This window comes from Streptomyces sp. NPDC058674 (assembly GCF_042716505.1).
Taxonomy (GTDB): domain Bacteria; phylum Actinomycetota; class Actinomycetes; order Streptomycetales; family Streptomycetaceae; genus Streptomyces.
This window is the reverse complement of sequence record NZ_JBHXSC010000003.1, coordinates 145,567-166,631: the sequence shown is the minus strand read 5'-3', so window position 1 is coordinate 166,631 and position 21,065 is coordinate 145,567. Positions and strand designations below refer to the sequence as shown.

Here is a 21,065-nt window from a genome sequence, read left to right as displayed (position 1 = left end):
CGACCATGGAGGTGTACGCCGTACACCTGGCGGCCACGGTAGGTGTACGGCGTACACTCGTCAAGTGGGGGGCCGACGACGTCCGATGGCGAGGAGAGACGACATGGCACAGCAGCCGGAGGCCGGGCGCCGGACGCCGCTCAACCGGGAGCGCGTGCTGCGGGCCGCCGTCGCGCTCGCCGACGACATCGGCATCGAAGCGCTCAGCATGCGCAGACTCGCCCAGGAGCTGGGCGTCGTGCCGATGGCCCTCTACAAGCACGTGGCCAACAAGGAACAGCTCCTGGACGGCATGGTGGACACGGTCGTAGCCCACATCGACCTCCCGGCGAGCGGTTCCGGCTGGAAGGACGTGGTCCGTCGGCGCGTGCTCTCGGCCCGCCGGGAGCTCCTGCGTCACCGCTGGGCCTGGCAGGTGATCGAGTCGCGGACCGGACCGACCCCCGCCGTGCTGGAGTACCTGGACTCGATGATCGGGACGTTCCGGGACGGCGGCTTCTCGGTCGACCTCACCCACCACGCGATGCACGCCATGGGCAGCCGGCTGCTGGGATTCAGCCAGGAGCTGTTCGACGCTTCGGGGAGCGAGGGCCCGAGCGGCGGGGCCGAGGCACTCGCCGCGATGGCGGCGCGGTACCCGCGGATCGCCGAGGTGGCCGCGGGGGCGTCCCACGAGGCGGCCTCGGTCGTCGGCCGGAGCTGCGACGACCAGTTCGAGTTCGAATTCGCGTTGGACCTGCTCTTGGACGGCCTGGAGAGGCTTCACCGGCAGGGGTGGACGTCCGCAGGATCAGCCGGGGCCGACGCCGACGCCTGAACCGGGCAGGGCGTTACGCACGTCCCCCGCCTCGCAGGCCCGGCCACGGGCTGGGGTGGCGCCACCGGCCCCGCCTGCGTCAGCGGACGCGGCGGATACGGATCGGACCGCGGGCTCCTTCCGGCTCGACGCGTCGGCCGCCCTGGGTGATCTCCACCTTGCCCGCCGCCACCAGTCGCCGCGCGGCGCGGCGGGCCGGCTCCATGAGTGCGCGCCAGCCGTCGTCATCGCCCTGGTACACCGCCCGCGCCGCGTCGGATGGACAGATCGTCGCAGTCGGGGCACGACGCTCCAGCAGCTCCAGAATGGTTTCTTCCAAGCGCCGGTCCGTCTGCCGTTCGATGTCCGTCACTCCCCCAGTGTCGCAACGGCGAGTGGAACAGGACCCCGGATGTTCGGCCCCCGTACGCAAGGACGCCCGGCCGGGAAGTCCCGGCCGGGCGTCATGATGCGTCTGCTACCTACTGGCGGCTCAGTACCAGTGGTGGGACTGCCAGAAGTTCCAGGCACCGACGGGGCTGCCGTAGCGGGAGTTCATGTAGTCCAGGCCCCACTTGATCTGGGTGGCCGGGTTGGTCTTCCAGTCGGAGCCCGCGGAGGACATCTTCGAGGCCGGCAGGGCCTGGACCAGGCCGTAGGCGCCCGAGGAGGAGTTCGTGGCGGTGTGGTTCCAGCCGCTCTCGCGGGACACGATGTTGTTGAACGCCGCGAACTGCGCCGGGTCCTTGATCATCTGCTGCGCGATCGCCTTGGCGCTCGTCGGGGCCGCCTGGGCGGGGACCGTGGCGAGCATGGAACCGGCGACGCCGAGGGCGAGGGCGGTACCCACGAGGGACTTCCTGGAGGCGGCGATGCGGCGGATGACGGCGTTGGACACGGATTGACCTTCCGAAGGGGACAAGGGCGGTCGCGGCATGCCGGAGGCATGCGTGAGCCACTCACGCGGTGGAGAGGGGTTCGTCGGCGGGGGGTGAAGCACCCGTGCCGCCTTGCGACTCATCCAGTTCTACAGACGCCCCGACGGCGTGGCAACAACCCCGCTTACTAGGAGCCTTCGGAGTCGGGGACCAGTGGCCCCCCGGTTGCTCCGCGGGCGTCCGTGCAGGTGGAGACCGGTGTGAGGGCCCGGCATCGGGTGCCGCCGGCCTACTAGGCCGACTCGTATGTGATGTGGGTCCTATGGGACGAGTCACCCCGCGGGCGCCCGGATGTCACCGAAGGTCACCGGCCGTACCCCCGCCTGCCACCGACCCCGGGCCGGCCGGGCCGCGGAGGCGGAGGGCGTACGCCTCGGTTTCGACCCGGCGGTGCTCGCACCGGCCCTGGAGGCCAGGGGCCGGCCGGACGTGGTGCTCAGCCTCCTGCTGCCCCCGTACACCCGGAGAGTCTCGGCCGGCCCGAGGGCGAGGACCGGCTGACCGGCTGACCGGCTGACCGCCACCCTGCGCATGCCGCACGCCGAGCCCCGCCTCCGGAGGCCGACCGGCCGCTGCCGGGCGAGGTGATCACCCTCCGGGCGGAGGCGACGGCGTAGGCCCGGTCAGGCCCCTACGGCAGCGGCGGGGGCCGCGTCGAGCTCCCAGGCGTGCCGCTTGAACTCCCGGCGGAAGTCGGCGTGGTCCTCCCACTGGCGGGCGATCCCGCGCAGCACGTCCCAGTGGTGTTCCACGGACTGGTCGATGACCCGCGCCGTGGCCGCTTCGGCCGACGCCCGCTGCGCGATGAGCCCCTTGACGGCCGAGGCCTCCAGCACCGCGTTGCGCAGGGCGCGCAACGCGCGGGAGGTGTCGTCCATCCCGAAGCCGTACTCGCTGCCCGTCCCGGCGTCGAACAGCGGGGTGAGCCGCGCTTCGATGAATGCGGTGATCCGCTCGAAGTGCTGCACGTCCATCAGGGCTCCGCTCCTGCCGGGCCCGCACGGGCCCCGGCGTCTCAAGTACCGGCAGTACGGAGCCAGTATCCGACACCTGACGGATGATCTACTGCTACGGGTCCCGGGTGGAAGGAACATGACAGGTGAACGAGCGCAGTGGGCTGGCGGACCGTTTCGAGGAGCACCGCTCTCATCTCAGAGCGGTGGCCTACCGGATGCTGGGCTCGCTCGCCGAAGCCGAGGACGCCGTCCAGGAGGCGTGGCTGCGGCTCGACCGCTCGGACGCCGCTGACATCGATAACCTCGGCGGATGGCTGACCACCGTCGTGGCGCGCCTGTGCCTCAACGTGCTGCGCGCCCGTACCACGCGCAACGAGGGTCCGCTCGAGGCGACGGAGGCGGAGCAGGCCTTCAGCCGCACCGACCGGACCGACGGCGCCGACCCCGAACACGAGGCCCTGCTCGCCGAGTCGGTGGGGCTGGCGCTGCTGGTGGTGCTGGACACGCTCACTCCGGCCGAGCGGCTCGCCTTCGTCCTCCACGACCTGTTCGCCGTCCCTTTCGAGGACATCGCCCCGATGATCGAGAAGACGCCGGCGACGACCCGGCAGTTGGCCAGCCGCGCCCGCCGCCGAGTGCGGGGACGGGAGCCGTCCCCCGACGCGGACCTCTCCCGTCGGCGGCCCGTGGTGGATGCCTTCCTCGCCGCCACCCGCGGCGGGGACTTCGACGCGCTCCTCTCCCTGCTTCACCCGGGCGTGGTGCTGCGCGCCGACAGGGCGGTCGGCCCCACGCCCGAACCCCTGGTCATCACCGGCGCACAGACCGTGGCCCGGGGCGCGATGGCGGCCGTGCAGCGGGCCCGCGGGACGCAGGCGGCGCTGCTCGACGGCTCGGTCGGCCTCGTCATGGCGCCGCTCGGCAGGCTGTTCCTGGTGCTCCGCTTCACGATCGCGGACGACCAGGTCACGGAGATCGAGGTGATCGCGGAGAGGGAAAGGCTCCACGCGATCGAGATCGCCGTACTCACGGACTGACGCGCGGCCGGAGATCTCCCCGCGGCCCGGCAGGCCCGGCTCGACAGGGCGGTGCACGCGCTGGCACACGGCACCCCGTGACGGCGCGCCCGTGCGGCCGGCCGCACGGGCGCGGCAGGTCACACGGGCGCGGCCCGCCGTACGGACGGCCGCGGGTCCGCCGTGCGGAGCGGCCGCCGGGCGGCCGGGGCTACGGGGCGAGCACGTCCAACTCTTCCAGAGCGCCGACCGCGATCTGCCGGGTCAGCGCCTCCGCACGTACGGCGTCACCCTCGCGGACGGCCTCCGCCACCTGGACGTGGAGGGTGACGGCGGCCGGGTCGGGGTCGTGGAACATCACCTCGTGCCGGGTGCGGCCGGTGAGGACCGCCGCGACGACGTCGCCGAGCCGGGCGAACATCTCGTTGCCGGAGGCGTTCAACACGACGCGGTGGAAGGCGATGTCGTGGCGCAGGTAGCCGTCGAGCTGGTGGCCGCGCGAGGTGCGGACCATGCCGAGGGCCGCCTCGGTGAGCTCCGCGCACTGCTCCGGGGTGGCCAGGGTCGCGGCGAGACCTGCGGCGACCGGCTCGACCGCGGAGCGCAGCACCGTGAGGGAGCGCAGCTGACGGGGCCGGTCGGTGCCGGCCAGGCGCCAGACGATGACGCGCGGGTCGTAGACGTTCCACTCGTCCGTGGGGCGCACGGTGACGCCCACCCTGCGGCGGGACTCGACCAGCTGCATCGACTCCAGCACGCGGACCACTTCCCGCACCACGGTGCGCGAGGCGCCGAAGCGTTCGGCGATCTCGTCGGTGCGCAGGACGCTGCCGGGCCGGTACTCCCCCGCCGTGATCGCGAGGCCGAGGGTGTCCAGCACATGGGAGTGGAGCCCCGGTCCCGGACTGCCTTCGGTGGTCATGAGCGTAAGCGTACGGTGACGCCCCGGCGAACAAAAGATGCGACGTTTTCCGCCTGACTCTTGAATACGTACTACTTAATAGGCTTCAGTGGTGCCTCCGAGACGATGTCAACGAGGACAGCGAGGTACGGCGTGGGCTCCCAGCGCGTCATTGTGGTCATGGGCGTGGCCGGCACGGGCAAGACGACCGTGGGCCGGCAGCTCGCCGAGGCGCTCGGCCTTCCGTACGCGGAGGGTGACGCGTTCCACCCGGCGGCCAACGTCGCGAAGATGTCGGCGGGCACTCCCCTGGAGGACGCCGACCGGTGGCCGTGGCTGGACGCCATCGCCGACTGGATCGGCAGCCGGCCGGAGCCCGGCGGGGTGGTCGCCGCCTCCTCGCTGCGGCGCGTGTACCGGGACCGGCTGCGCGCGGCGGGTCCCGGGACCGTCTTCGTCCACCTCACCGGGGACCGCCCGCTGATCGAGCGGCGGATGGCGGACCGCAAGGGCCACTTCATGCCCGCAGCCCTGCTCGACTCGCAGTTCGCCACGCTGGAGCCGCTCCAGCCCGACGAAGCGGGCGTCGCCGTCGACGTCTCCGGATCACCCGAGGAGATCACCGCACGGGCGCTCGCCGCCCTGCGCCGGCTCCGTACGACCGAGAACTAAGGAATCGTCAGCGTGACCAGTCTCAGCGTCGAGGCTCTGGCAGCGGCAGGAACCGCGCCCATCACCTCGGCCGGGAACACCCAGCTCGGTATCGCGGTCCTCGCGGGCATCGCCGTCATCGTCCTGCTCATCACCCGTCTCACGATGCACGCCTTCCTGGCCCTGACACTGGGCTCGCTCGCCCTCGGGGTCTTCGCGGGCGCGCCCCTGGCCAAGACCATCGCCAGCTTCACCGCCGGACTGGGCGCCACCGTCGCCGGCGTGGGCGTGCTGATCGCGCTCGGCGCGATCCTCGGCAAGCTGCTCGCGGACTCCGGGGGCGCGGACGAGATCGTGGACACGATCCTGGCCCGGGCCAAGGGCCGGGCCATGCCGTGGGCGATGGTGCTCATCGCCTCGGTCATCGGGCTGCCGCTCTTCTTCGAGGTCGGCATCGTGCTGCTGATACCGGTGGTACTGCTCGTGGCCAAGCGCGGCAACTACTCCCTGATGCGGATCGGCATCCCGGCACTGGCCGGACTGTCCGTCATGCACGGGCTGATCCCGCCCCACCCCGGACCCCTCGTCGCCATCGACGCGCTCCACGCGAACCTGGGCGTCACCCTCGCGCTCGGCGTCGTCGTCGCCATCCCCACCGTGGTCATCGCCGGCCCGCTGTTCTCCCGGTACGCCGCGCGCTGGGTGGACATACCGGCGCCGGAGCACATGATCCCGCAGCGGCCCTCGGCGGAACTGGAGCACCGCCCCCGGTTCGGGGCCACGGTGTTCACCGTGCTGCTGCCGGTGGTGCTGATGCTGGTGAAGGCGCTGGTCGACATCGTCGTCAACGACCCCGCCAACCCCGTGCAGCGGGTCACCGACGTCGCCGGATCGCCGCTGATCGCGCTCCTCGCCGCGGTCCTGGTGGGCATGTTCACCCTCGGCCGCGCGGCCGGCTTCACCCGGGCGAGGCTCTCCACCACGGTGGAGAAGTCCCTGGCACCCATCGCGGGAATCCTGCTGATCGTGGGTGCGGGCGGCGGCTTCAAGCAGACCCTGATCGACGTGGGTGTCGGCCAGATGATCCTCGACCTGTCGAAGAACTGGGCCATCCCGGCCCTGTTGCTCGCCTGGCTGATCGCGGTGGCCATCCGCCTCGCGACGGGTTCCGCCACGGTGGCCACGATCTCCGCGGCCGGGCTGGTCGCCCCGCTCGCCGCGGGCATGTCGACCACCGAGACCGCCCTGCTGGTCCTCGCGATCGGCTCGGGCTCGCTGTTCTTCAGCCACGTCAACGACGCGGGCTTCTGGCTGGTCAAGGAGTACTTCGGGATGACCGTGGGGCAGACCCTGAAGACCTGGTCAGTGATGGAGACCGTCATCTCGGTGGTCGGGCTGGGCTTCGTCCTGCTCCTGTCGCTGGTCCTGTGACCTGACGTGCGCCCCGGGCCCGGCCCGGTGCACACCTCCGCACCCGCCGCACCGGGCCCCTCGGGGTCAGTGCGGCGGGTGCTCCGCGTCGAGGTGGGCGGCCGCCAGGGCGAAGCCGTTCGCCGCGGTCGCGCAGCGGTCGGCGAAGCCGGTGACCTCGACGCGCAGCGCCTCGGAGCGGCTGCCCGGCCACACGGCCGCGACGGGGACGACGGTCGCGTGCAGCCGCCGGGCGTGTGCGCGCAGTGCTTCGGCGTGGCCGCGCAGGCCCGCCGCCGGGGGGCCGGGCCGCCGCGTACGGGGCCGGAGGGCCTTGCCCCGGGCGGGCGCCCCGGGCCCGGCGGCGGGTCGCTGCGGCTCCGCCGCGTCTCGGCTGCGCGGCGGCGCGGGCCGAGCGGCCGGGCGTTCCGGCCCGGTGGGGGCGACGCCCCGGTCCGGACCGCAGAAGGCCCAGAGGGCGGCCCCGAGGCCCAGGAGCGGTTCGGCGGTCGCGGCCCGGCCGGTGGCCACCTGCCAGCCGGCGTGGTCGTTGAACGGGTTCGCGTCGGTCAGGGCGTTCCAGGCGAGGATGTCGGCGAACGAGGGCGCCAGCAGGGCGAAGGCGGGGCCGGCGCCCCGGTCGCGCACCAGCGCCCGGAACAGGCGGGCGGCGTCGGCCTGCCGGCCTTCTCCGGCCGCGCCGAGCACCGCCGCGGCGCCCGGGTCCAGGAGGAGTTCGGGGCGTCCCGCGCCCGCGGCCGCGATCCGGGTCCGCAGTCCGCACACGGCCACGCTGACGGCGAGGTTCTCCCGGCCCGCCAGCATCCCGGCGAGCCGCCCGGCCCGGGCCGCGCCGCGGCCGCGCACCGCCCAGCCGAGACCCGCGGGGTCGGTGAGGGTGCGCAGCAGGGTGCGCCACGCGAGTCGTCGGCGGCCGCCCCGGGCGAGGGCGGTCGCGGGCAGCCGCGCCCCGAGGGCCAGTCCGGAGGCGAAGCGCGCGGCCTCGCCGACGGTGTCGGCGGTTTCGGCGAGGTCGCGGCACAGGGCGTCGAGCAGGACGGCGTCCGGGGTGGTGGACGCGGAGGTCGCGGCGTCGGGCATGAGGTCCTCGTATGGGGTCGGCAGGGCTCGGGCATCGGATGCGGGGCGGGCGGACGGCCGGGGCGTCGGCAGCGCCGACGCGCTGTCAGCGGCGGGCCGGCACGAGCCGGATGGCTTCCGGGGCGAGCGTCTCGGGGAGCGGACCCACCGGTCGAGGACGGGCCGGGCGCCCACGATCCGGCGGCCCCGCAGGACCTCGGCGCAGAGCCGTCCGAGGGCGTCGGGTGCCGTCAGGTGCCGTGCCTGCTCGGCGAGGCGGCGAGGAACGGCTCGTACGAGGGGTGTACGGGGACCCCCGGGGCCAGTGCCTCGGTGTCGATGCGGCGCCTTTCCGGGCGGGGACGACCGTGGTCGCAGCCGGTGGCGGCGGGGTCGGTCGCGTACGGGGCCCGGTACTCGGGCGGCGGCTCGGCCGCCAGGACGCCCGGGGGTCCGGCGTGGAAGAGGGTCAGGTCCCCGGGGTCGAGGAGGACCAGGACCGTCCTTCCGGACCCGGTCCGCATGAGGCGGGGCCCGTAGCCGTGCCGGGTGCGCAGGGCGGGCAGGGCATCGGCCGGGGTGCGGGATTCGCCGGGGCGGCGGGCGGCACGGGCGCCGGTGAGGCCGCGGACGAGGAGGGCGCCGAAGCCGCCGAGGGCGGCGGTGTGGACCGTACGCATGCGTGTACCTCCAGCCGGGGGTCGACGTTCGGTGACATCGGCATCACCGTACGTCGCGCCGGGCGGCTCCGCGCTCCGGGTGTCCTCCGCCGGCGGCTTCAGCCGGCGGACGGCGAGGCGAAGACGGCCTCCCGGAAGGCGGTGCGGAACGCGCCGTGGCCGGCGGTCGGGAGCAGGAGCGCCCAGCGGTGGCGGCGGGGAGCGACCCAGAGGGCGGGCGCTGCGGGCTCGGGAGCGTGGTGGGCCCAGACGCCGTGGGGTGCCGGGTGCCAGAGGAGGCCGCGGGCGGGGGTGAGTTCGCCGGTGCGGATGCGCAGCGACTCGGCGGTCCAGCCCGGGGCCACGCCCGGTCCGTCCGCGGCCAGGAGGTGGCGCGGAAAGCGGACGAGGTCGGCAAGGGGGGCCCGCAGGGTGCCGTCGGCGAGGTGGGTGCGGGTCATGCCGAGGGGGTGCCACACACGCGCGGCGGCGAGCTCGGCGAGGGAGGTGCCGGAGAGGCGCTCGGCGAGGCGGGTGAGCGCGGCACTGCCCTCCGGGTGGGTGAGGAGGTGGTGCGCGGTGATGCCGGGGGCGGCGTCGGGGTCCCCGTATGCGGTCAGCGGCGTGTGCAGGTGGAGCGCCCCCTCGTCGACGAGGCTCCCGATGGCGGGCCACAGGGCCAGGACGGCGATGAGCCCGCCGACGTCGAGGAGGGCGTCCCCGCCCCGCCCGGCCTGTCCGACGGCTCCGGCGGCCCGGGCGGCTCCTCGCGCGCCCCCACCGGATTCGAAGCCGCCCCGGCCGGAATCGGCGTCCTTTCGGCCGGGCTCCTCCGCCTGTGCGGCGGCCCCCGGGTTCGCGGCCTCACGGGCGGCCGATGCCGCGTGGACGCCCTCGGGTCCCCCGACGGCCCAGACCGCGTCGGGGTCGGCGGCCTCCACGAGGGCCCGGATGTCTTCGGCCTGGTCGCTCAGGAGCGTCATGGTCGCTCACGCTAGCGAGCCGGCCCCCGGCCGCCCGGCTCCTCGCACCGGTGCGTCCGCCGCGCCACCCGAATGCTCTGGCCGGGCCGCGCGGCCGTACGGGAGGGGGCGGGGCCCCGCGGGCACCCCGCCCCCCTTCGGACCCGCTCCGTCAGCTCTTGTCGGGGCGGTCCGTCACCCGCAGGGTGTTCAGCAGGGGCTTGCCGAATCCGCTGTGCGTGACGAAGCGGATGTTGAGGGCCCCGTCCGTGACCGTCACGGTGTAGGTGCGGTTCAGGGCCGTGTAGGTGCCCGCCTCCAGGGAGACGTCGAGGGAGGGCAGGACCTGCGCGCCCTCGGCCAGGACGTCGAAGACGCGCTTGTTCGGTTTGGTCGAGGAGAGCTCGGCGAAGCCCAGCTCGACCGTGTAGGTGCCGTTGGGGACGTTGTCGAAGCGGTACTCGTACATGCCCTCACGGGCGGTGCGGTACAGCTTCTGGTCCTCCGTGCCGGCGATGGTGCGGCCGGTGGCCTGGACGGAGGCGTTGCCCTGGTAGCCGTAGGAGCCGGCCGTGTACCTGCGGTCCGGGGACCACGCGTCGCCCAGGCCGTCCGTCGCCGCGTAGTCCGAGCCCGCGTCCAGGGCTGCCTGGTAGCGCGGGACGACCACCTTGACCGGGACGGTGAGGACCGGGGTCCGGCCGCTCGCCGAGGCGATCCGCAGGTCGGCGGTCAGGACGGTGCCCGGCGCCAGGCCGGTCGTGTCGACGGACAGGGTGACCGGGGCCTTGCCCCCGGTGGGGAGGTCCCCAGTGGCCGGGGTCGCCGTCAGCCAGGCCGCGTCCTCGGTGACGGTGAACGCCGTGCCGAGGCCCGGGTTGGTCAGGTCGAGGGTCCTCGTACGCTTCTGGCCGGGCAGGAGGACGATGTCCACGGCCGGCCTGGAGGCGGTCACCCGGCCCGTCCGCAGGGACTGGGTCACGGCCGTGACGTCGGCGGGCTTGACGTCCACCGCCGTGGTGACGGCCTCGTACTGGGGCGCCGAGACCGAGACGGAGGTCCGGCCCGCGGGGCTCTGGACGACGTACCCGCCGTCCGCGGCCGTCGTCGCCGACACGGCCGACTCACCCGTGCCGACGCTCACCGTGGCGCCCGCGACCCCGTTGCCGTCGTTCGCGTCGAGCACCCGGCCCGCCACCACACCGCTCCTGGTGGTGCGGAAGGCGATGGAGAGGCCGTCGGAGATGACGGGGGTGTTGAAGGAGTACTTGAACGCGTCGGTGCCGGCCGCGTTCTCCACGCCGACGGTGGCCGTGGAGCCGCCCTTGATGCCGGTGCCGCCCGTGCCCTTGTAGGAGTAGGAGACGGCGCCGTCCTCGCCGATCGCCGCCGAGAAGGAGAACTTCTCGGCCTGCGCCGACCAGTGGGCGACGTCGCGCCACTCGATCACGTAGCTGCGGTGCGGGGCGGTGCCGGTGACGGCGGTGAACACGCCGGAGCCGCTGCCCGGCGCGCCCACGACCAGGTCGTCCCAGAAGGGGTAGAGGGCCGCGTTGGGCGTGGCCGTGCTCGGGAGGTCCCCGTTGATGTCGCCGGTGTGGTTGCCGCCGAAGCTGACGGTGCCGTTGGTGCCGATCCAGGCCTGGCCGTACGTCTTTCCGTACAGCGGCAGCGGGAAGGGCAGCTCGACGCGCTCGGTGGTGTTGTCGCCGGCCAGCGCGAGCTGGCGGCTGCCGGGCTGGTACGGCCGGTCGCCGGCGGCGGCGCAGGCGTAGCCGTAGCCGTCCGTGCGCTCGGGCAGGGTGACGGCGACGGTGGTGTCGCCCGCGACGGTCACCTGGGCGCTGCCTGCGGTGACGCACCGGGAGGTGCCGGTGGCGTTCACGGTGTACGTGCCGTGCGGCAGGGTGACCTCGAAGCGGCCCTGCGCGTCGGTGGTCGCCGTAACCGGGGTGTCCGCGACGGTGACGGTGGTGCCCGCCGCGGGGCCGGCGGCGGAGGAGACCGTGCCGGTCAGCCGGCCGGAAGCCGCCTGGGTGAGGGTGAAGTCGCCGGTGGCGGTGGCGTTCTCGGTCACGGCCACGGTGGCGCTCTGCGGGCCGTAGCCGAATTTCGAGGCGGTCAGGGCGTAGTCGCCGACCGAGAGCGAGGCGAAGGCGTAGCTGCCGTCGGCGCCGGTGGTCGCCGTACGGTCGATCGGGCCGTCGGCGGTGACCTTCACGCCCGCGACGGGCAGGCCGCCGGAGCGCACGGTGCCGCCGAGGGCGCCGATCGCGCCGCGCGGGGCGGCGTTGACGGCGGCGAGGGCGTCGAGCCTGCCCTCGCCGAAGACGTTGTTGTCGGCGGCGGAGCCGCCGCACTGGCCGCTGTCCGTGTCCTGGGCGGTGCCGTCCAGGAGCGCTTCGGTCTGCGCGACGTCCCCTTCGAGGGCCGGGGCCGCGGACCACAGGAGGGCCACGGTGGCCGCGGTGTGGGGCGAGGCCATGGACGTGCCGGAGAAGGCCTCGTACGCACCACCGGGTACGGAGGAGCGGACGTTCACTCCGGGGGCGGCGATGTTGGGCTTGACGAGGCCGCCGGGGCCCGCGCCGCGCGAGGAGAACGAGGCGATGGTGTTGTTGATGTCGAAGGCGCCGGAGCTGTAGGAGCTCGCGTAGTCACCGGGTGAGCCGCTGGTGGAGCAGCTCGGGCCGGCGTTCCCGTTGCTGAAGGCCGGGAAGATGCCGGCGGCGCGCCAGGTGTCCACGATCTGCTGGTACCAGTCGTCGTGCGCCGAGCTTCCCCACGAGTTGTTCACCACGTGCGGAGCGAGGTCGGGGCGCGGGTTCTGGCCGTTCAGGTCGGTCGGGGCGACGATCCACTGCCCGGAGGCGAGCAGGGAGGCCTCGGAGCAGGAGTTGGTCTCGCAGCCCTTGGCGGCGATCCACTTGGCGCCCGGTGCCACGCCGATCTTGTTGGCGCCGCCGTCGTCGCCGACCATCGTCCCCATGGTGTGGGTGCCGTGGTCGTTGTTGTCGCAGGGGGCGGCCGTGGCGCAGACGCCCGCCGGGTCGAACCAGTTGTAGTCGTGGTCGTACGACCCGTCAGCGGCCCGGCCGCGGTACTGCCCGGCGACGGCCGGGTGGGTGTGGTCGACACCGCTGTCGATGTTGGCGACGACGATGCCCTCGCCGCGCACCCCGGCCTGCTCCCACACCTGCGGGGCCTTGATCCGGTCGATGTTCCACTCGACGGCGTCGGCGGAGGCTTTCTCCCGCTCGCCCTCGGCGGGCTCGGGGAGGGCGACCTTGTCGTCGGCGTCGATCCGGGAGACCTCGGGGCGCTGCGCGAGGGTGCCCGCGAGCTTCTCGCTGCCGACGACCCGGACCGCGTTGACGATCCAGTACGAGGTGTACTCGGCCTTGGCGCCGTCCAGTGCCTTGAGCACCTCGGCCTGGCTGCGCGCGGCGTGGTCCTTCTTGGCCCGGAGCACGGTGGCGGCCTTGGCGGCGCGGGTCTGCTGCCTCCCCGCGGCGGTCAGGTCGGCGGCGCTGTCGAGGTACACCCAGAAGACCGCTTTGGCGGACGCGTCGAGCTGGGTGCGGAGCTTGGGTTCGATCTTGCGCTCGGCCGCGCTCGGGGCGGGCCCGGGGTCCGGGGCAGCCGCGGCGACGCCCGCGCCGAGGGGGACCAACAGGAGCGAGGTGAGGGCTGCGACGGCTGCCCGTAAGGATCGTCTGGCGTGTTGTGCCACGTGTGGTCTCCTCGTACGCCGTGTGCGGGATGTGCGGGAAAGACGTGTGTGTGACGTGCGCGGGTCATGGTGATCCACATGCCATGCCCATTACAAGAGGGCCAAATGAGCCGTCCCGGGCCGTGGCCGGCCCGGCCTGCCGGGTGGCCCCGCGCCGCCGCGCGGGCCAGCCTGAGGACATGACCGCGCCCGCCGAACCGCCCGCCGAACCGCCGGTGGAACCTCCCGCCGACCCGCCCGTAGGGCCGTCGGTGAAACCGCCCGCCGAACCACCCGTGGGGCCGCCCGGCGGACCGTCCCGCGAAGCTCGCGCCACCCCGCCCGTCGGACCTCCCCCCGGGTCCTCCGCCGACCGGACCGCGGGCTCGCCCGGGCCCCCCGGGGTCCCCATCGCCTCCGCTCGCGGCCGGTGGATCCTGCTCACCACCGTGCTCGGGTCGGCGATGGCGCTGCTGGACTCGACCGTGGTCAACGTGGCGCTGCCCAGCATCGGGCGGGACCTCGGCGCCGATCTGGCCGTCCTGCAGTGGACGGTCAACGCCTACCTGCTGACCCTGGCCTCACTGATCCTCGTCGGCGGGGCGCTGGGCGACCGCTACGGACGCCGGCGGATCTTCGTACTGGGCGTGGTGTGGTTCGCGGTGGCCTCGCTGCTGTGCGGCATCGCGCCGAACGCCGGGGTGCTGATCGCCGCCCGCGCCCTCCAGGGCGTCGGCGGTGCGCTGCTGACCCCGGGCTCGCTCGCGCTGATCCAGGGCTCGATCCGCGGCGAGGACCGGGGCCGGGCCGTGGGCCTCTGGTCCGGTCTGGGCGGGGTCGGGGCGGCCGTGGGCCCGTTCCTCGGGGGCTGGCTGGTGGACGGGCCCGGCTGGCGCTGGGTGTTCCTGCTGAACGTGCCGGTCGCAGCGGTGTGTGTCCCGGTGGCCCTGCGGCACGTACCGGAGTCCCGCGATCCGCACGCGCACGGGCGGTTCGACGTGGTGGGCGCGGTGCTGGGCGCGGCCTCGCTCGCCCTGGTGACCTACGCGCTGATCGAGGCCCGGTCCGCCACCGCGCCGGTGATCGCCGCCGCGGCCGGCGGCGTCCTGCTGGGCTGCGCGTTCGTGTACGTGGAGCGCACGCGCGCCGACCCGATGGTGCCCCCGGACATCTTCTCCTCGCGGCAGTTCACCGCGGTCAACCTGGTCACGCTGTGCGTGTACGCGGCCTTCGGCGGCTTCTTCTTCCTGGTCGTGCTCCAGCTCCAGGTGGTGTCCGGGTACTCCGCCCTCGCCTCCGGGGCCGCCCTGCTGCCCACCACCGCGTTGATGCTGCTGCTCTCGGCCCGGTCGGGGGAGCTCGGCGAGCGGATCGGGCCGCGCATCCCGCTCACCCTCGGGCCGCTGCTGTGCGCGGCCGGAATGCTGCTGATGCTGCGGGTGGGGCCCGGGGCCGCGTACGTACGGGACGTGCTGCCGGCCCTGCTGGTGATGGGCGCGGGCATGGTGACCCTGGTGGCTCCGCTGACGTCGGCCGTGCTGTCCTCGGTGGACCCCGGCCGGGCGGGGCTGGCCAGCGGCATCAACAACGCCGCGGCGCGGGCCGCGGGCCTGCTGGCGGTGGCGGCGCTGCCGCTGCTGGCCGGAATGGGTCCGGAGGCGTACCGCTCGGCGGTCCAGTTCGACGCGGCCTTCGGGCGGTCGATGCTGTGGTGCGCGGGCATCCTGGTGGCCGGATCCGTGCTGGCGTGGGCAACCGTGCGGAACCCGGCGCCCGGGGCTCGGCACGCGCAGCCGCAGTGCCGTACGCAGTGCGCGGTCACCGCTCCACCGCTGGAACCCCCGGCGGCGGCGGAGCGGTGAGTCCTGCGGGCGCGCGGCCGGGAACCGGCCGCGCAGGGTGCGCGGTTGGCCGGAAGTCGCGAAGTTACCAAGAGGTATGTAGTGACTTCACACGCACGTAGCAGTAGAACTCGTTCTCATTCAGCCGAGAGTGAGGAACGTCACATGGGCGACAATGGCCTGCCCGGTACCGGCTCCAACGGCTTCTCCCGCCGCGGATTCCTTGCAAGAACAGGTTCCATTCTGGGGGCCGTTGCCCTCTCCGCCAACGTCGCCCCCGCGCATGCCGCGGCCGCCTCCGCGGCCACCGCCGCCATCGACAACGGCGCCCGCGTCCCGGTCCTGGTGATCGGCACGGGATACGGAGGCTCGGTCGCCGCCCTGCGCCTGGCCCAGGCAGGGGTGAGCGTGCACATGATCGAGATGGGCATGGCCTGGGACACCCCGGGCAGCGACGGCAAGATCTTCGCCCACACCACCAACCCGGACTACCGCTCCTACTGGCTGCGCACGAGGACCAAGGCGCCGCTCAGCAACTTCCTCGGATTCCCCATCGACAAGAACGTCCCCAGGTACACGGGCATCCTGGACGCCGAGGAAATGGGCGGCATCACCGTCTACCAGGGCCGCGGGGTCGGCGGCGGCTCGCTCGTCAACGGCGGTATGGCCGTCACGCCCAAGCGGCAGAACTTCAGCGCCGTGCTCCCCTCGGTGAACGCCGACGAGATGTACACCACCTACTACCCCCGTGCCAACGCCGGACTCGGGGTGGGCCTCATCGACCCCGCCTGGTTCGACACCGTCGACTGCTACCAGTACGCCCGTGTCGGCCGCAAGCACGCCCAGCGCTCCGGCTTCCCCTTCGTCTTCGTCCCGGACGTGTACGACTGGGACTACATGAAGCAGGAGGCCGCCGGCACGGTCCCCAAGTCCGCGGTGAGCGGGGAGATCCTCTACGGCAACAACCACGGCAAGAAGTCGCTCCAGCAGACCTACATCGCGGCCGCCAAGGCCACCGGCAAGGTCAGCATCTCGCCCCTGCACCAGGTCACCTCGGTCGCCCCGGCCACCGGCGGCGGCTACACCGTCACCATCAACCAGCTCACCACCGACGGCGGCGTGGTGGCCACCAAGACCGTCACCGCCGACCGGGTCTTCTTCGCGGCCGGCAGCGTCGGCACCAGCAAGCTCCTCGTCAGACTGAAGGCCACCGGCGCCCTGCCCCACCTGAACAACGAGATCGGCAAGGGATGGGGCGACAACGGCAACGTCATGTGCGGCCGCGCGAACCACATGTGGGACGCGACCGGCAAGGTCCAGGCCGCCATCCCCTGCGGCGGCATCGACAACTGGGACGCGGGCGGCGCGTTCGCCGAGGTGGCACCGCTGCCGACCGGGATCGAGACGTACGCCTCCTTCTACCTGTCGATCACCAGGAACCCGCACCGCGCCGAGTTCTCCTGGAACGCGGCGGCGGGCAAGGTCGACCTCAACTGGCAGACGGCCTGGAAGCAGGCGTCCATCGACATGGCCAAGACCATCTTCGACAAGATCAACAGAAAGGAGGGGACGATCTACCGTACCGACCTCTTCGGCCTCAACAAGATCTGGGGCGACCACCTCACCTACCACCCGCTCGGCGGTGCGGTGCTCAACAAGGCCACCGACAACTACGGCCGTCTGCACGGCTACAGCGGCCTGTACGTGATCGACGGAGCGCTGATCCCCGGCAACACCAGCGTCAACCCGTTCGTCACCATCACGGCGCTCGCGGAGCGGAACATCGAGAACATCATCGCCACCGACCTGTAGCCGGGCGGCGGCACGCACGGACCGGGGCCGATCGGATGTACCGAGCGGCCCCGGACCCATGTCAGCGGCCCGGCAGCATGCAGACGCTGTCCAGGCCGAGCACGTGGTTGAGCCGCCCGAAGGCCAGCCAGGACCCGATGCTCATCGTCAGCTCCACGATCTCCAGCTGGCTGTAGTGCCCGGTCATGCGGTCCCAGAACTCCTCGTCGAGACCGTGGTGGTCCAGGGTGTAGCGCTCGGCGTACTCCGCCGCCAGCCGGGTCCGCTCGTCGAAGCGGTCCGTGGTGCGCCATGCGGTGACGGCGTCCGCGAACTCCTCCTCGACCTTCTCCCCATCCCGCTCGGTACGCCAGTCCAGGCAGAAGACGCACCCGTTGATCTGCGCGACGCGCAGCCGGGCGGCCTCGAACTCGCGCAGCCCCAGCGTGGTGTGGGCGTACACCGACAGGGAGAAGTTGGCCGCAGCCATGCCGATGCCGGGGACCATGTCTCCCCACACGTACTCGATCGGGTGCTGGCCTTCGGGAATGTCGATCTTCATGACTGCTTCCTTCCGAGTTTGCCCGTGGCGGGGCGCAGCGGGACGTCGAGGGCGTCGTACAGTCCCGGTTCCGCCGCGACGAGCCAGTCGATGGCGCCGACCAAGCGGCCGACGGCGGTGGCGTTCCCGCCGGCGGAACGGTTCTCCCCTTCGTCGGTGGCCTCGATGGTGACCTCGATGCGGGGGCGGCCCTCGATGACGACGCGGTGGGCGCCGTCGCCCCCGCCGGGCGGCGAGGGCCAGTCCGGCGCGCACGACGGGTGGATGCGGGTGACGTGTTCGATGACGATGCGGGGTTCGCCCCCGACGATGCCCTGCACCTCGAAGCGGATGGCGCCCTGCGTGCCGGCCTCGAACTCGCCCATGGTGCGCGTGGTGACCGTGGTGTCCAGCGCCCGCCGGTCCGACGTCTCGCGTATCCCGTCGAGTTCGACGCCCAGCGCCCGCGCCATCATCCGTATCTGCCCGCCCCACACCATGGTGGGGATCGAGGGCAGGAGCATCATGGGCTCGTACTCCATGGGCTGGCCCATACCGACCAGGTAGCGGACGGAGTCCGGCTGGTCGTAGGTGGAGTAGTCGAAGATCTCCTGGCAGCGGATCACGTCGACGGTGGTGCCGAGTCCGCTGAGCAGCAGCGGGAGCACGTCGTTGCCCCAGCCCGGATCGACGCCGGAGGCAAAGAACGAGCCGCCGCCCTCGGCGACGGCGGCCAGCACCGGGTCCCTGAACTCGGGCGGGGCGCTGCGGTGGTCGTAGAGCGGATAGAGCGCGGGGCTGACGACCACCGCGCCGGAGTGGACGGCCCGGGTGATGTCCGCGAGGGCGTCGTCGGGACGGACGTCCCCCGAGGCCGCGTAGACCACGGCCCGTGGGCGGGCGGCCAGGACGGCCTCGACGTCGTCGGTGGCCTCGACCCCCACCAGGTGGTCCAGGCCGCCCAGTTCGCCGGCATCGCGGCCGACCTTGGCCGGATCGTGGACGATGACAGCGGTGAGTTTCAGTGCCGGATGGGCCTCGACGGCGCGGATGGCCAGACGGCCGACGTTGCCGGTACCCCAGACAACCGTGGAAATCATGCGCGGAGGGTAGCGACAGGACCTGCATGTTTCCAGAGACGAGCGGCGTGCAGTCGCGGGCGGCGGCGCCCGGGCCGCGCGCCGCCCCCGGTGTCACTGGTTCTCGGCGCCCAGGACGAAGAGGAGGTAGACGAAGAAGGCGAAGAGGTGGCCGACGAACAGGTAGGCGATCAGCCGGATCACCAGACCGCGGGGGAACTTCGACTCGAAGCGCGCGCGCAGCGTCCCCGGCGCTTGCGCAGCCACCTCGCTGTGCGGCGCCTCGGTGTGCGGCGGCGCCTCGGTGTGCGGCAGTGCCCCGGCCGCCTCCGGCACCTGCGCTGCCTGTGACACCTGTGACACGTTCTCTCCCTGCGACATGGGTACGGCTCCTCGGCTATCGGCGGTGCGTGGTCGTGCCGGCGCCGAGGCAGAGCCCGGCGAGGCTGCTCTGCAGCAGCGTGTGGACGAACAGCAGCTCTGCCCCGCCCGGCGCGGGCGCGCCGATGCGGTGCGGGGTCAGAGAATCGAAGTGCGCGCTGTCCCCCGGCTCCAGCAGGTGCTCGGTCTCCCCCAGGTGCAGCCGCAACCGCCCCTGCAGGACGTACAGCCACTCCTCACCGGGGTGGACGCGGACCAGCTCGCCCTGGCTGCGCCCGTACGGGACGTGCACGCGCAGCGGCTGCATGGCCTTCCCGGAGCCGCCCGCCTGCCAGTACGTCCAGCCGTCGGACTCGCGGGCCCCCGGGCCGCCGGCCCGTACGATGGGGTCGGCGACGGCGGGGGCCTCGCCGAGCAGCTCGGAGACGGTCGTACCGTAGGTGCGGGCGAGTTCGAGCAGGAGCGGCAGGGACGGTTGGCGCCGCCCGGTCTCCAGCCGGGACAGGTGCGCGGGCGACATGCGGGCCCGCGCGGCGGCGGCTTCCAGCGTGAGGCCGGCGCGGCGGCGCAGGTCGCGCAGCTGCGGCGCCACGGTGGGCAGCTCGGAGCCGGCAGCGCCATCGGCAGGGGCGGCGTCGACATCGGCCTCGGCCTCGGGGCCGCCGCCCACGGGGACGACCGCGTGGTCGGAGCCGTTCGGGGGGCCCGGGTCGGAACCGGGGGCGGAACCGGGAGTCATGGTCCGATTGAGCCAGATCCTTACCCTCCTGGCAAACCACCTTACCTCTGAGGCAAAAACCCCCTCACCCCACTGCGCCCCCCGCGGTCACCGTCTCCACGGTGTCGGCCTCCAGCGCACTCTTGTCCGGCCGGTGCCGCAGAACCCGGGCGAAGCGGAGCGCCACCCCCGCCGGGTAGCGCGGGGAGCGCTGCAGCCCGTCGTAGGCGATCTCCACCACCAGCTCGGGCCGCACCCGCACGGTGAACCCGTCGTCCGAGGTGGCCAGGGCCCGCAGCGCCTGCGTCTGCCAGCGCAGCATCTCGTCGGTGAGGCCCTTGAAGGTCTTGCCGAGCATGGCGTACCCGCCGTCGGCGGTCCGCGCCCCCAGGTGCAGGTTCGACAGCAGTCCGGTGCGCCGCCCGTGGCCCCACTCGGCTGCGAGCACGACGAGGTCCAGCGTGTGCACCGGCTTCACCTTGAGCCAGTTGCGGCCGCGCCGGCCGGCCGCGTAGCCGGAGTCGAGGGCCTTGACCATCACTCCCTCGTGGCCGCGCCGCAGGGTCTCGCTCCAGAACTCCTCCGCGCGGGCCGCCTGCCCCTCCGGGTCGTCGACGACGAGTCGGCGGACCCGGGCCGACTCGGGCACGAGGGCGCTGAGCGCGCTGTGGCGCTCGCGCACGGGAAGGTCGAGGAGCACCTCGTCCCCGGCGGCCAGCACGTCGAAGAAGAAGGGAGCGAGGGGCAGCGTCCGGCGGGCGGACGCCACGTCGGTCCGGGAGCCGACCCGGCTCGCCACGTTCTGGAAAGGGACCGGCCTTCCGTCCGCCGTCCGGCCGATGACCTCGCCGTCGAGGATGAAGCGCTCCCCCGGCAGCGACCGGGCCAGTTCGACCACCTCGGGCAACCGGTCGGTGATCTCGTCCAGGGAGCGCGTGTACACCCGTACGTCGTCACCCTGGCGGTGGACCTGGATGCGCACGCCGTCGAGCTTCTCCTCCACGGCGCAGGGCCCGAGCGCCTCCAGCGCCTCGGCCACCGACGCCGCGGTCCCCGCGAGCATGGGCTGGACGGGCCGTCCGACCCGGAGGGTGAAGCCGACGAGCGCCGCCGCACCCCCGGCCAGGACGGCCCCGGCCACCCGGGACAGCGAGCCGTCCAGCATCACGGCCCGGCGCAGCGCGGCGGCCGGGACCCCGGCGGCCGCGGCCACACCCTCCAGGGCCACGGCGTCGAGAGCCCCTTGGCGCACTTCTCCCGAGAGCAGGCTGCGCAGGAACGCCTGCTCCGGCTCGGTGGCCGCGCCCAGCAGGGCGTCGAGGATGCGGCGCCGCTCGGCCTGGGACCCGGTGCCGGCGACGGCGGCGAGCTCGGTGACCGCGGCGTCGACGGCGGGCACGGTCAGGGTGGGGGCCGGGGCGGGCTCCACCTCCCGGCCCAGCGTCCGCCACCCGATGCCGGGGCGGCCCTGCGGGAGCCGCCCGGACAGGTAGGAGATCACCAGGGCGGCCTCCTCCGGCGGCGCGGCGGAGAAGAGCTCCGCGAGGAGGGCCGCCTTGCGGGAGCGGGCGGAGGTGTCGGCGACCTCCCGGGACACGCGCGCGACGTCTGCCAGCAGCATGCGGCCATCCTC

Annotated in this window: 19 protein-coding genes; 6 read left to right on the top strand and 13 right to left on the bottom strand. The window is 73.4% G+C overall.

Annotation, left to right across the window (positions count from 1 at the left end; all coding sequences use genetic code 11):
- The first annotated feature begins 103 nt into the window (after positions 1-103).
- Positions 104-817 (top strand): TetR/AcrR family transcriptional regulator C-terminal domain-containing protein, encoded by a 714-nt coding sequence (locus ACFWU6_RS03070; RefSeq protein ID WP_383977958.1) that lies wholly within the window; start codon positions 104-106, stop codon positions 815-817.
- A gap of 79 nt (positions 818-896) precedes the next feature.
- On the opposite strand, the gene ACFWU6_RS03065 is transcribed toward ACFWU6_RS03070, so the two are convergent.
- The 3 genes from ACFWU6_RS03065 to ACFWU6_RS03055 all read right to left on the bottom strand — a co-directional run bounded on the left by ACFWU6_RS03065 (position 897) and on the right by ACFWU6_RS03055 (position 2,708).
- On the bottom strand, positions 897-1,169 hold the full coding sequence (locus tag ACFWU6_RS03065; RefSeq protein ID WP_383811862.1) for a DUF3253 domain-containing protein: 273 nt from the start codon (positions 1,167-1,169) through the stop codon (positions 897-899).
- A gap of 120 nt (positions 1,170-1,289) precedes the next feature.
- Positions 1,290-1,733: a transglycosylase SLT domain-containing protein gene (locus tag ACFWU6_RS03060; RefSeq protein ID WP_383811865.1), complete on the bottom strand. Its 444-nt coding sequence runs from the start codon at positions 1,731-1,733 to the stop codon at positions 1,290-1,292.
- 624 nt (positions 1,734-2,357) lie between these two features.
- The gene (locus ACFWU6_RS03055) at positions 2,358-2,708 is read right to left on the bottom strand and encodes a hypothetical protein (RefSeq protein WP_383977953.1); all 351 of its coding nucleotides are present in this window, start codon (positions 2,706-2,708) and stop codon (positions 2,358-2,360) included.
- Positions 2,709-2,833: 125 nt separating this feature from the next.
- Here ACFWU6_RS03055 and ACFWU6_RS03050 point away from each other — a divergent pair, with 125 nt between their 5' ends.
- Positions 2,834-3,727: a sigma-70 family RNA polymerase sigma factor gene (locus ACFWU6_RS03050; RefSeq protein ID WP_383977950.1), complete on the top strand. Its 894-nt coding sequence runs from the start codon at positions 2,834-2,836 to the stop codon at positions 3,725-3,727.
- Between the two features lie 190 nt (positions 3,728-3,917).
- On the opposite strand, the gene ACFWU6_RS03045 is transcribed toward ACFWU6_RS03050, so the two are convergent.
- A complete protein-coding gene (locus ACFWU6_RS03045) occupies positions 3,918-4,628 on the bottom strand; it encodes a FadR/GntR family transcriptional regulator (RefSeq protein WP_383811874.1) in 711 nt (236 codons plus the stop codon).
- Between the two features lie 105 nt (positions 4,629-4,733).
- Here ACFWU6_RS03045 and ACFWU6_RS03040 point away from each other — a divergent pair, with 105 nt between their 5' ends.
- Both ACFWU6_RS03040 and ACFWU6_RS03035 read left to right on the top strand, forming a co-directional pair.
- The gene (locus tag ACFWU6_RS03040; RefSeq protein WP_383811877.1) at positions 4,734-5,279 is read left to right on the top strand and encodes a gluconokinase; all 546 of its coding nucleotides are present in this window, start codon (positions 4,734-4,736) and stop codon (positions 5,277-5,279) included.
- A 12-nt stretch (positions 5,280-5,291) separates the two neighbouring features.
- Positions 5,292-6,689 carry a gluconate:H+ symporter gene (locus ACFWU6_RS03035; RefSeq protein WP_383977947.1) on the top strand — a complete coding sequence of 466 codons (1,398 nt, stop codon included), beginning with the start codon at positions 5,292-5,294 and terminating at the stop codon, positions 6,687-6,689.
- Between the two features lie 66 nt (positions 6,690-6,755).
- Here ACFWU6_RS03035 and ACFWU6_RS03030 read toward each other — a convergent pair whose 3' ends face one another.
- The 4 genes from ACFWU6_RS03030 to ACFWU6_RS03015 all read right to left on the bottom strand — a co-directional run bounded on the left by ACFWU6_RS03030 (position 6,756) and on the right by ACFWU6_RS03015 (position 13,102).
- The gene (locus ACFWU6_RS03030) at positions 6,756-7,769 is read right to left on the bottom strand and encodes a hypothetical protein (RefSeq protein WP_383977945.1); all 1,014 of its coding nucleotides are present in this window, start codon (positions 7,767-7,769) and stop codon (positions 6,756-6,758) included.
- Between the two features lie 230 nt (positions 7,770-7,999).
- Positions 8,000-8,428, bottom strand: a complete 429-nt coding sequence (locus tag ACFWU6_RS03025; protein WP_383977943.1) for a hypothetical protein — start codon at positions 8,426-8,428, stop codon at positions 8,000-8,002.
- A 98-nt stretch (positions 8,429-8,526) separates the two neighbouring features.
- The gene (locus ACFWU6_RS03020) at positions 8,527-9,390 is read right to left on the bottom strand and encodes a hypothetical protein (RefSeq protein ID WP_383977940.1); all 864 of its coding nucleotides are present in this window, start codon (positions 9,388-9,390) and stop codon (positions 8,527-8,529) included.
- 151 nt (positions 9,391-9,541) lie between these two features.
- Positions 9,542-13,102: a S8 family serine peptidase gene (locus ACFWU6_RS03015; protein WP_383977937.1), complete on the bottom strand. Its 3,561-nt coding sequence runs from the start codon at positions 13,100-13,102 to the stop codon at positions 9,542-9,544.
- Between the two features lie 179 nt (positions 13,103-13,281).
- Between ACFWU6_RS03015 and ACFWU6_RS03010 the strand changes: the two genes are divergently transcribed.
- On the top strand, positions 13,282-14,943 hold the full coding sequence (locus tag ACFWU6_RS03010) for an MFS transporter (protein ID WP_383805500.1): 1,662 nt from the start codon (positions 13,282-13,284) through the stop codon (positions 14,941-14,943).
- A 144-nt stretch (positions 14,944-15,087) separates the two neighbouring features.
- Positions 15,088-16,734, top strand: a complete 1,647-nt coding sequence (locus ACFWU6_RS03005; RefSeq protein WP_383977935.1) for a GMC oxidoreductase — start codon at positions 15,088-15,090, stop codon at positions 16,732-16,734.
- A gap of 61 nt (positions 16,735-16,795) precedes the next feature.
- Here ACFWU6_RS03005 and ACFWU6_RS03000 read toward each other — a convergent pair whose 3' ends face one another.
- The 5 genes from ACFWU6_RS03000 to ACFWU6_RS02980 all read right to left on the bottom strand — a co-directional run bounded on the left by ACFWU6_RS03000 (position 16,796) and on the right by ACFWU6_RS02980 (position 21,053).
- On the bottom strand, positions 16,796-17,275 hold the full coding sequence (locus ACFWU6_RS03000) for a carboxymuconolactone decarboxylase family protein (RefSeq protein WP_383977933.1): 480 nt from the start codon (positions 17,273-17,275) through the stop codon (positions 16,796-16,798).
- On the bottom strand, positions 17,272-18,354 hold the full coding sequence (locus ACFWU6_RS02995) for a dihydrodipicolinate reductase (protein ID WP_383805506.1): 1,083 nt from the start codon (positions 18,352-18,354) through the stop codon (positions 17,272-17,274). The genes ACFWU6_RS03000 and ACFWU6_RS02995 overlap by 4 nt, the downstream gene beginning before the upstream one ends.
- A gap of 93 nt (positions 18,355-18,447) precedes the next feature.
- The gene (locus ACFWU6_RS02990) at positions 18,448-18,714 is read right to left on the bottom strand and encodes a DUF6126 family protein (RefSeq protein ID WP_383977931.1); all 267 of its coding nucleotides are present in this window, start codon (positions 18,712-18,714) and stop codon (positions 18,448-18,450) included.
- 16 nt (positions 18,715-18,730) lie between these two features.
- Positions 18,731-19,453 carry a helix-turn-helix domain-containing protein gene (locus ACFWU6_RS02985; protein ID WP_383977928.1) on the bottom strand — a complete coding sequence of 241 codons (723 nt, stop codon included), beginning with the start codon at positions 19,451-19,453 and terminating at the stop codon, positions 18,731-18,733.
- Positions 19,454-19,517: 64 nt separating this feature from the next.
- Positions 19,518-21,053 (bottom strand): ATP-dependent DNA ligase, encoded by a 1,536-nt coding sequence (locus ACFWU6_RS02980; RefSeq protein WP_383977925.1) that lies wholly within the window; start codon positions 21,051-21,053, stop codon positions 19,518-19,520.
- Between the last annotated feature and the right edge of the window lie 12 nt (positions 21,054-21,065).

Coding starts and splice junctions, on each gene's coding strand:
- ACFWU6_RS03070 (WP_383977958.1), top strand. CDS start 104: ATGGCACAGCAGCCGGAGGCCGGGCGCCGGACGCCGCTCAACCGGGAG.
- ACFWU6_RS03060 (WP_383811865.1), bottom strand. CDS start 1,733: ATGCCGCGACCGCCCTTGTCCCCTTCGGAAGGTCAATCCGTGTCCAAC.
- ACFWU6_RS03055 (WP_383977953.1), bottom strand. CDS start 2,708: ATGGACGTGCAGCACTTCGAGCGGATCACCGCATTCATCGAAGCGCGG.
- ACFWU6_RS03045 (WP_383811874.1), bottom strand. CDS start 4,628: ATGACCACCGAAGGCAGTCCGGGACCGGGGCTCCACTCCCATGTGCTG.
- ACFWU6_RS03040 (WP_383811877.1), top strand. CDS start 4,734: ATGTCAACGAGGACAGCGAGGTACGGCGTGGGCTCCCAGCGCGTCATT.
- ACFWU6_RS03030 (WP_383977945.1), bottom strand. CDS start 7,769: ATGCCCGACGCCGCGACCTCCGCGTCCACCACCCCGGACGCCGTCCTG.
- ACFWU6_RS03025 (WP_383977943.1), bottom strand. CDS start 8,428: ATGCGTACGGTCCACACCGCCGCCCTCGGCGGCTTCGGCGCCCTCCTC.
- ACFWU6_RS03020 (WP_383977940.1), bottom strand. CDS start 9,390: ATGACGCTCCTGAGCGACCAGGCCGAAGACATCCGGGCCCTCGTGGAG.
- ACFWU6_RS03010 (WP_383805500.1), top strand. CDS start 13,282: ATGACCGCGCCCGCCGAACCGCCCGCCGAACCGCCGGTGGAACCTCCC.
- ACFWU6_RS03005 (WP_383977935.1), top strand. CDS start 15,088: ATGGGCGACAATGGCCTGCCCGGTACCGGCTCCAACGGCTTCTCCCGC.
- ACFWU6_RS03000 (WP_383977933.1), bottom strand. CDS start 17,275: ATGAAGATCGACATTCCCGAAGGCCAGCACCCGATCGAGTACGTGTGG.
- ACFWU6_RS02995 (WP_383805506.1), bottom strand. CDS start 18,354: ATGATTTCCACGGTTGTCTGGGGTACCGGCAACGTCGGCCGTCTGGCC.
- ACFWU6_RS02990 (WP_383977931.1), bottom strand. CDS start 18,714: ATGTCGCAGGGAGAGAACGTGTCACAGGTGTCACAGGCAGCGCAGGTG.
- ACFWU6_RS02985 (WP_383977928.1), bottom strand. CDS start 19,453: ATGACTCCCGGTTCCGCCCCCGGTTCCGACCCGGGCCCCCCGAACGGC.
- ACFWU6_RS02980 (WP_383977925.1), bottom strand. CDS start 21,053: ATGCTGCTGGCAGACGTCGCGCGCGTGTCCCGGGAGGTCGCCGACACC.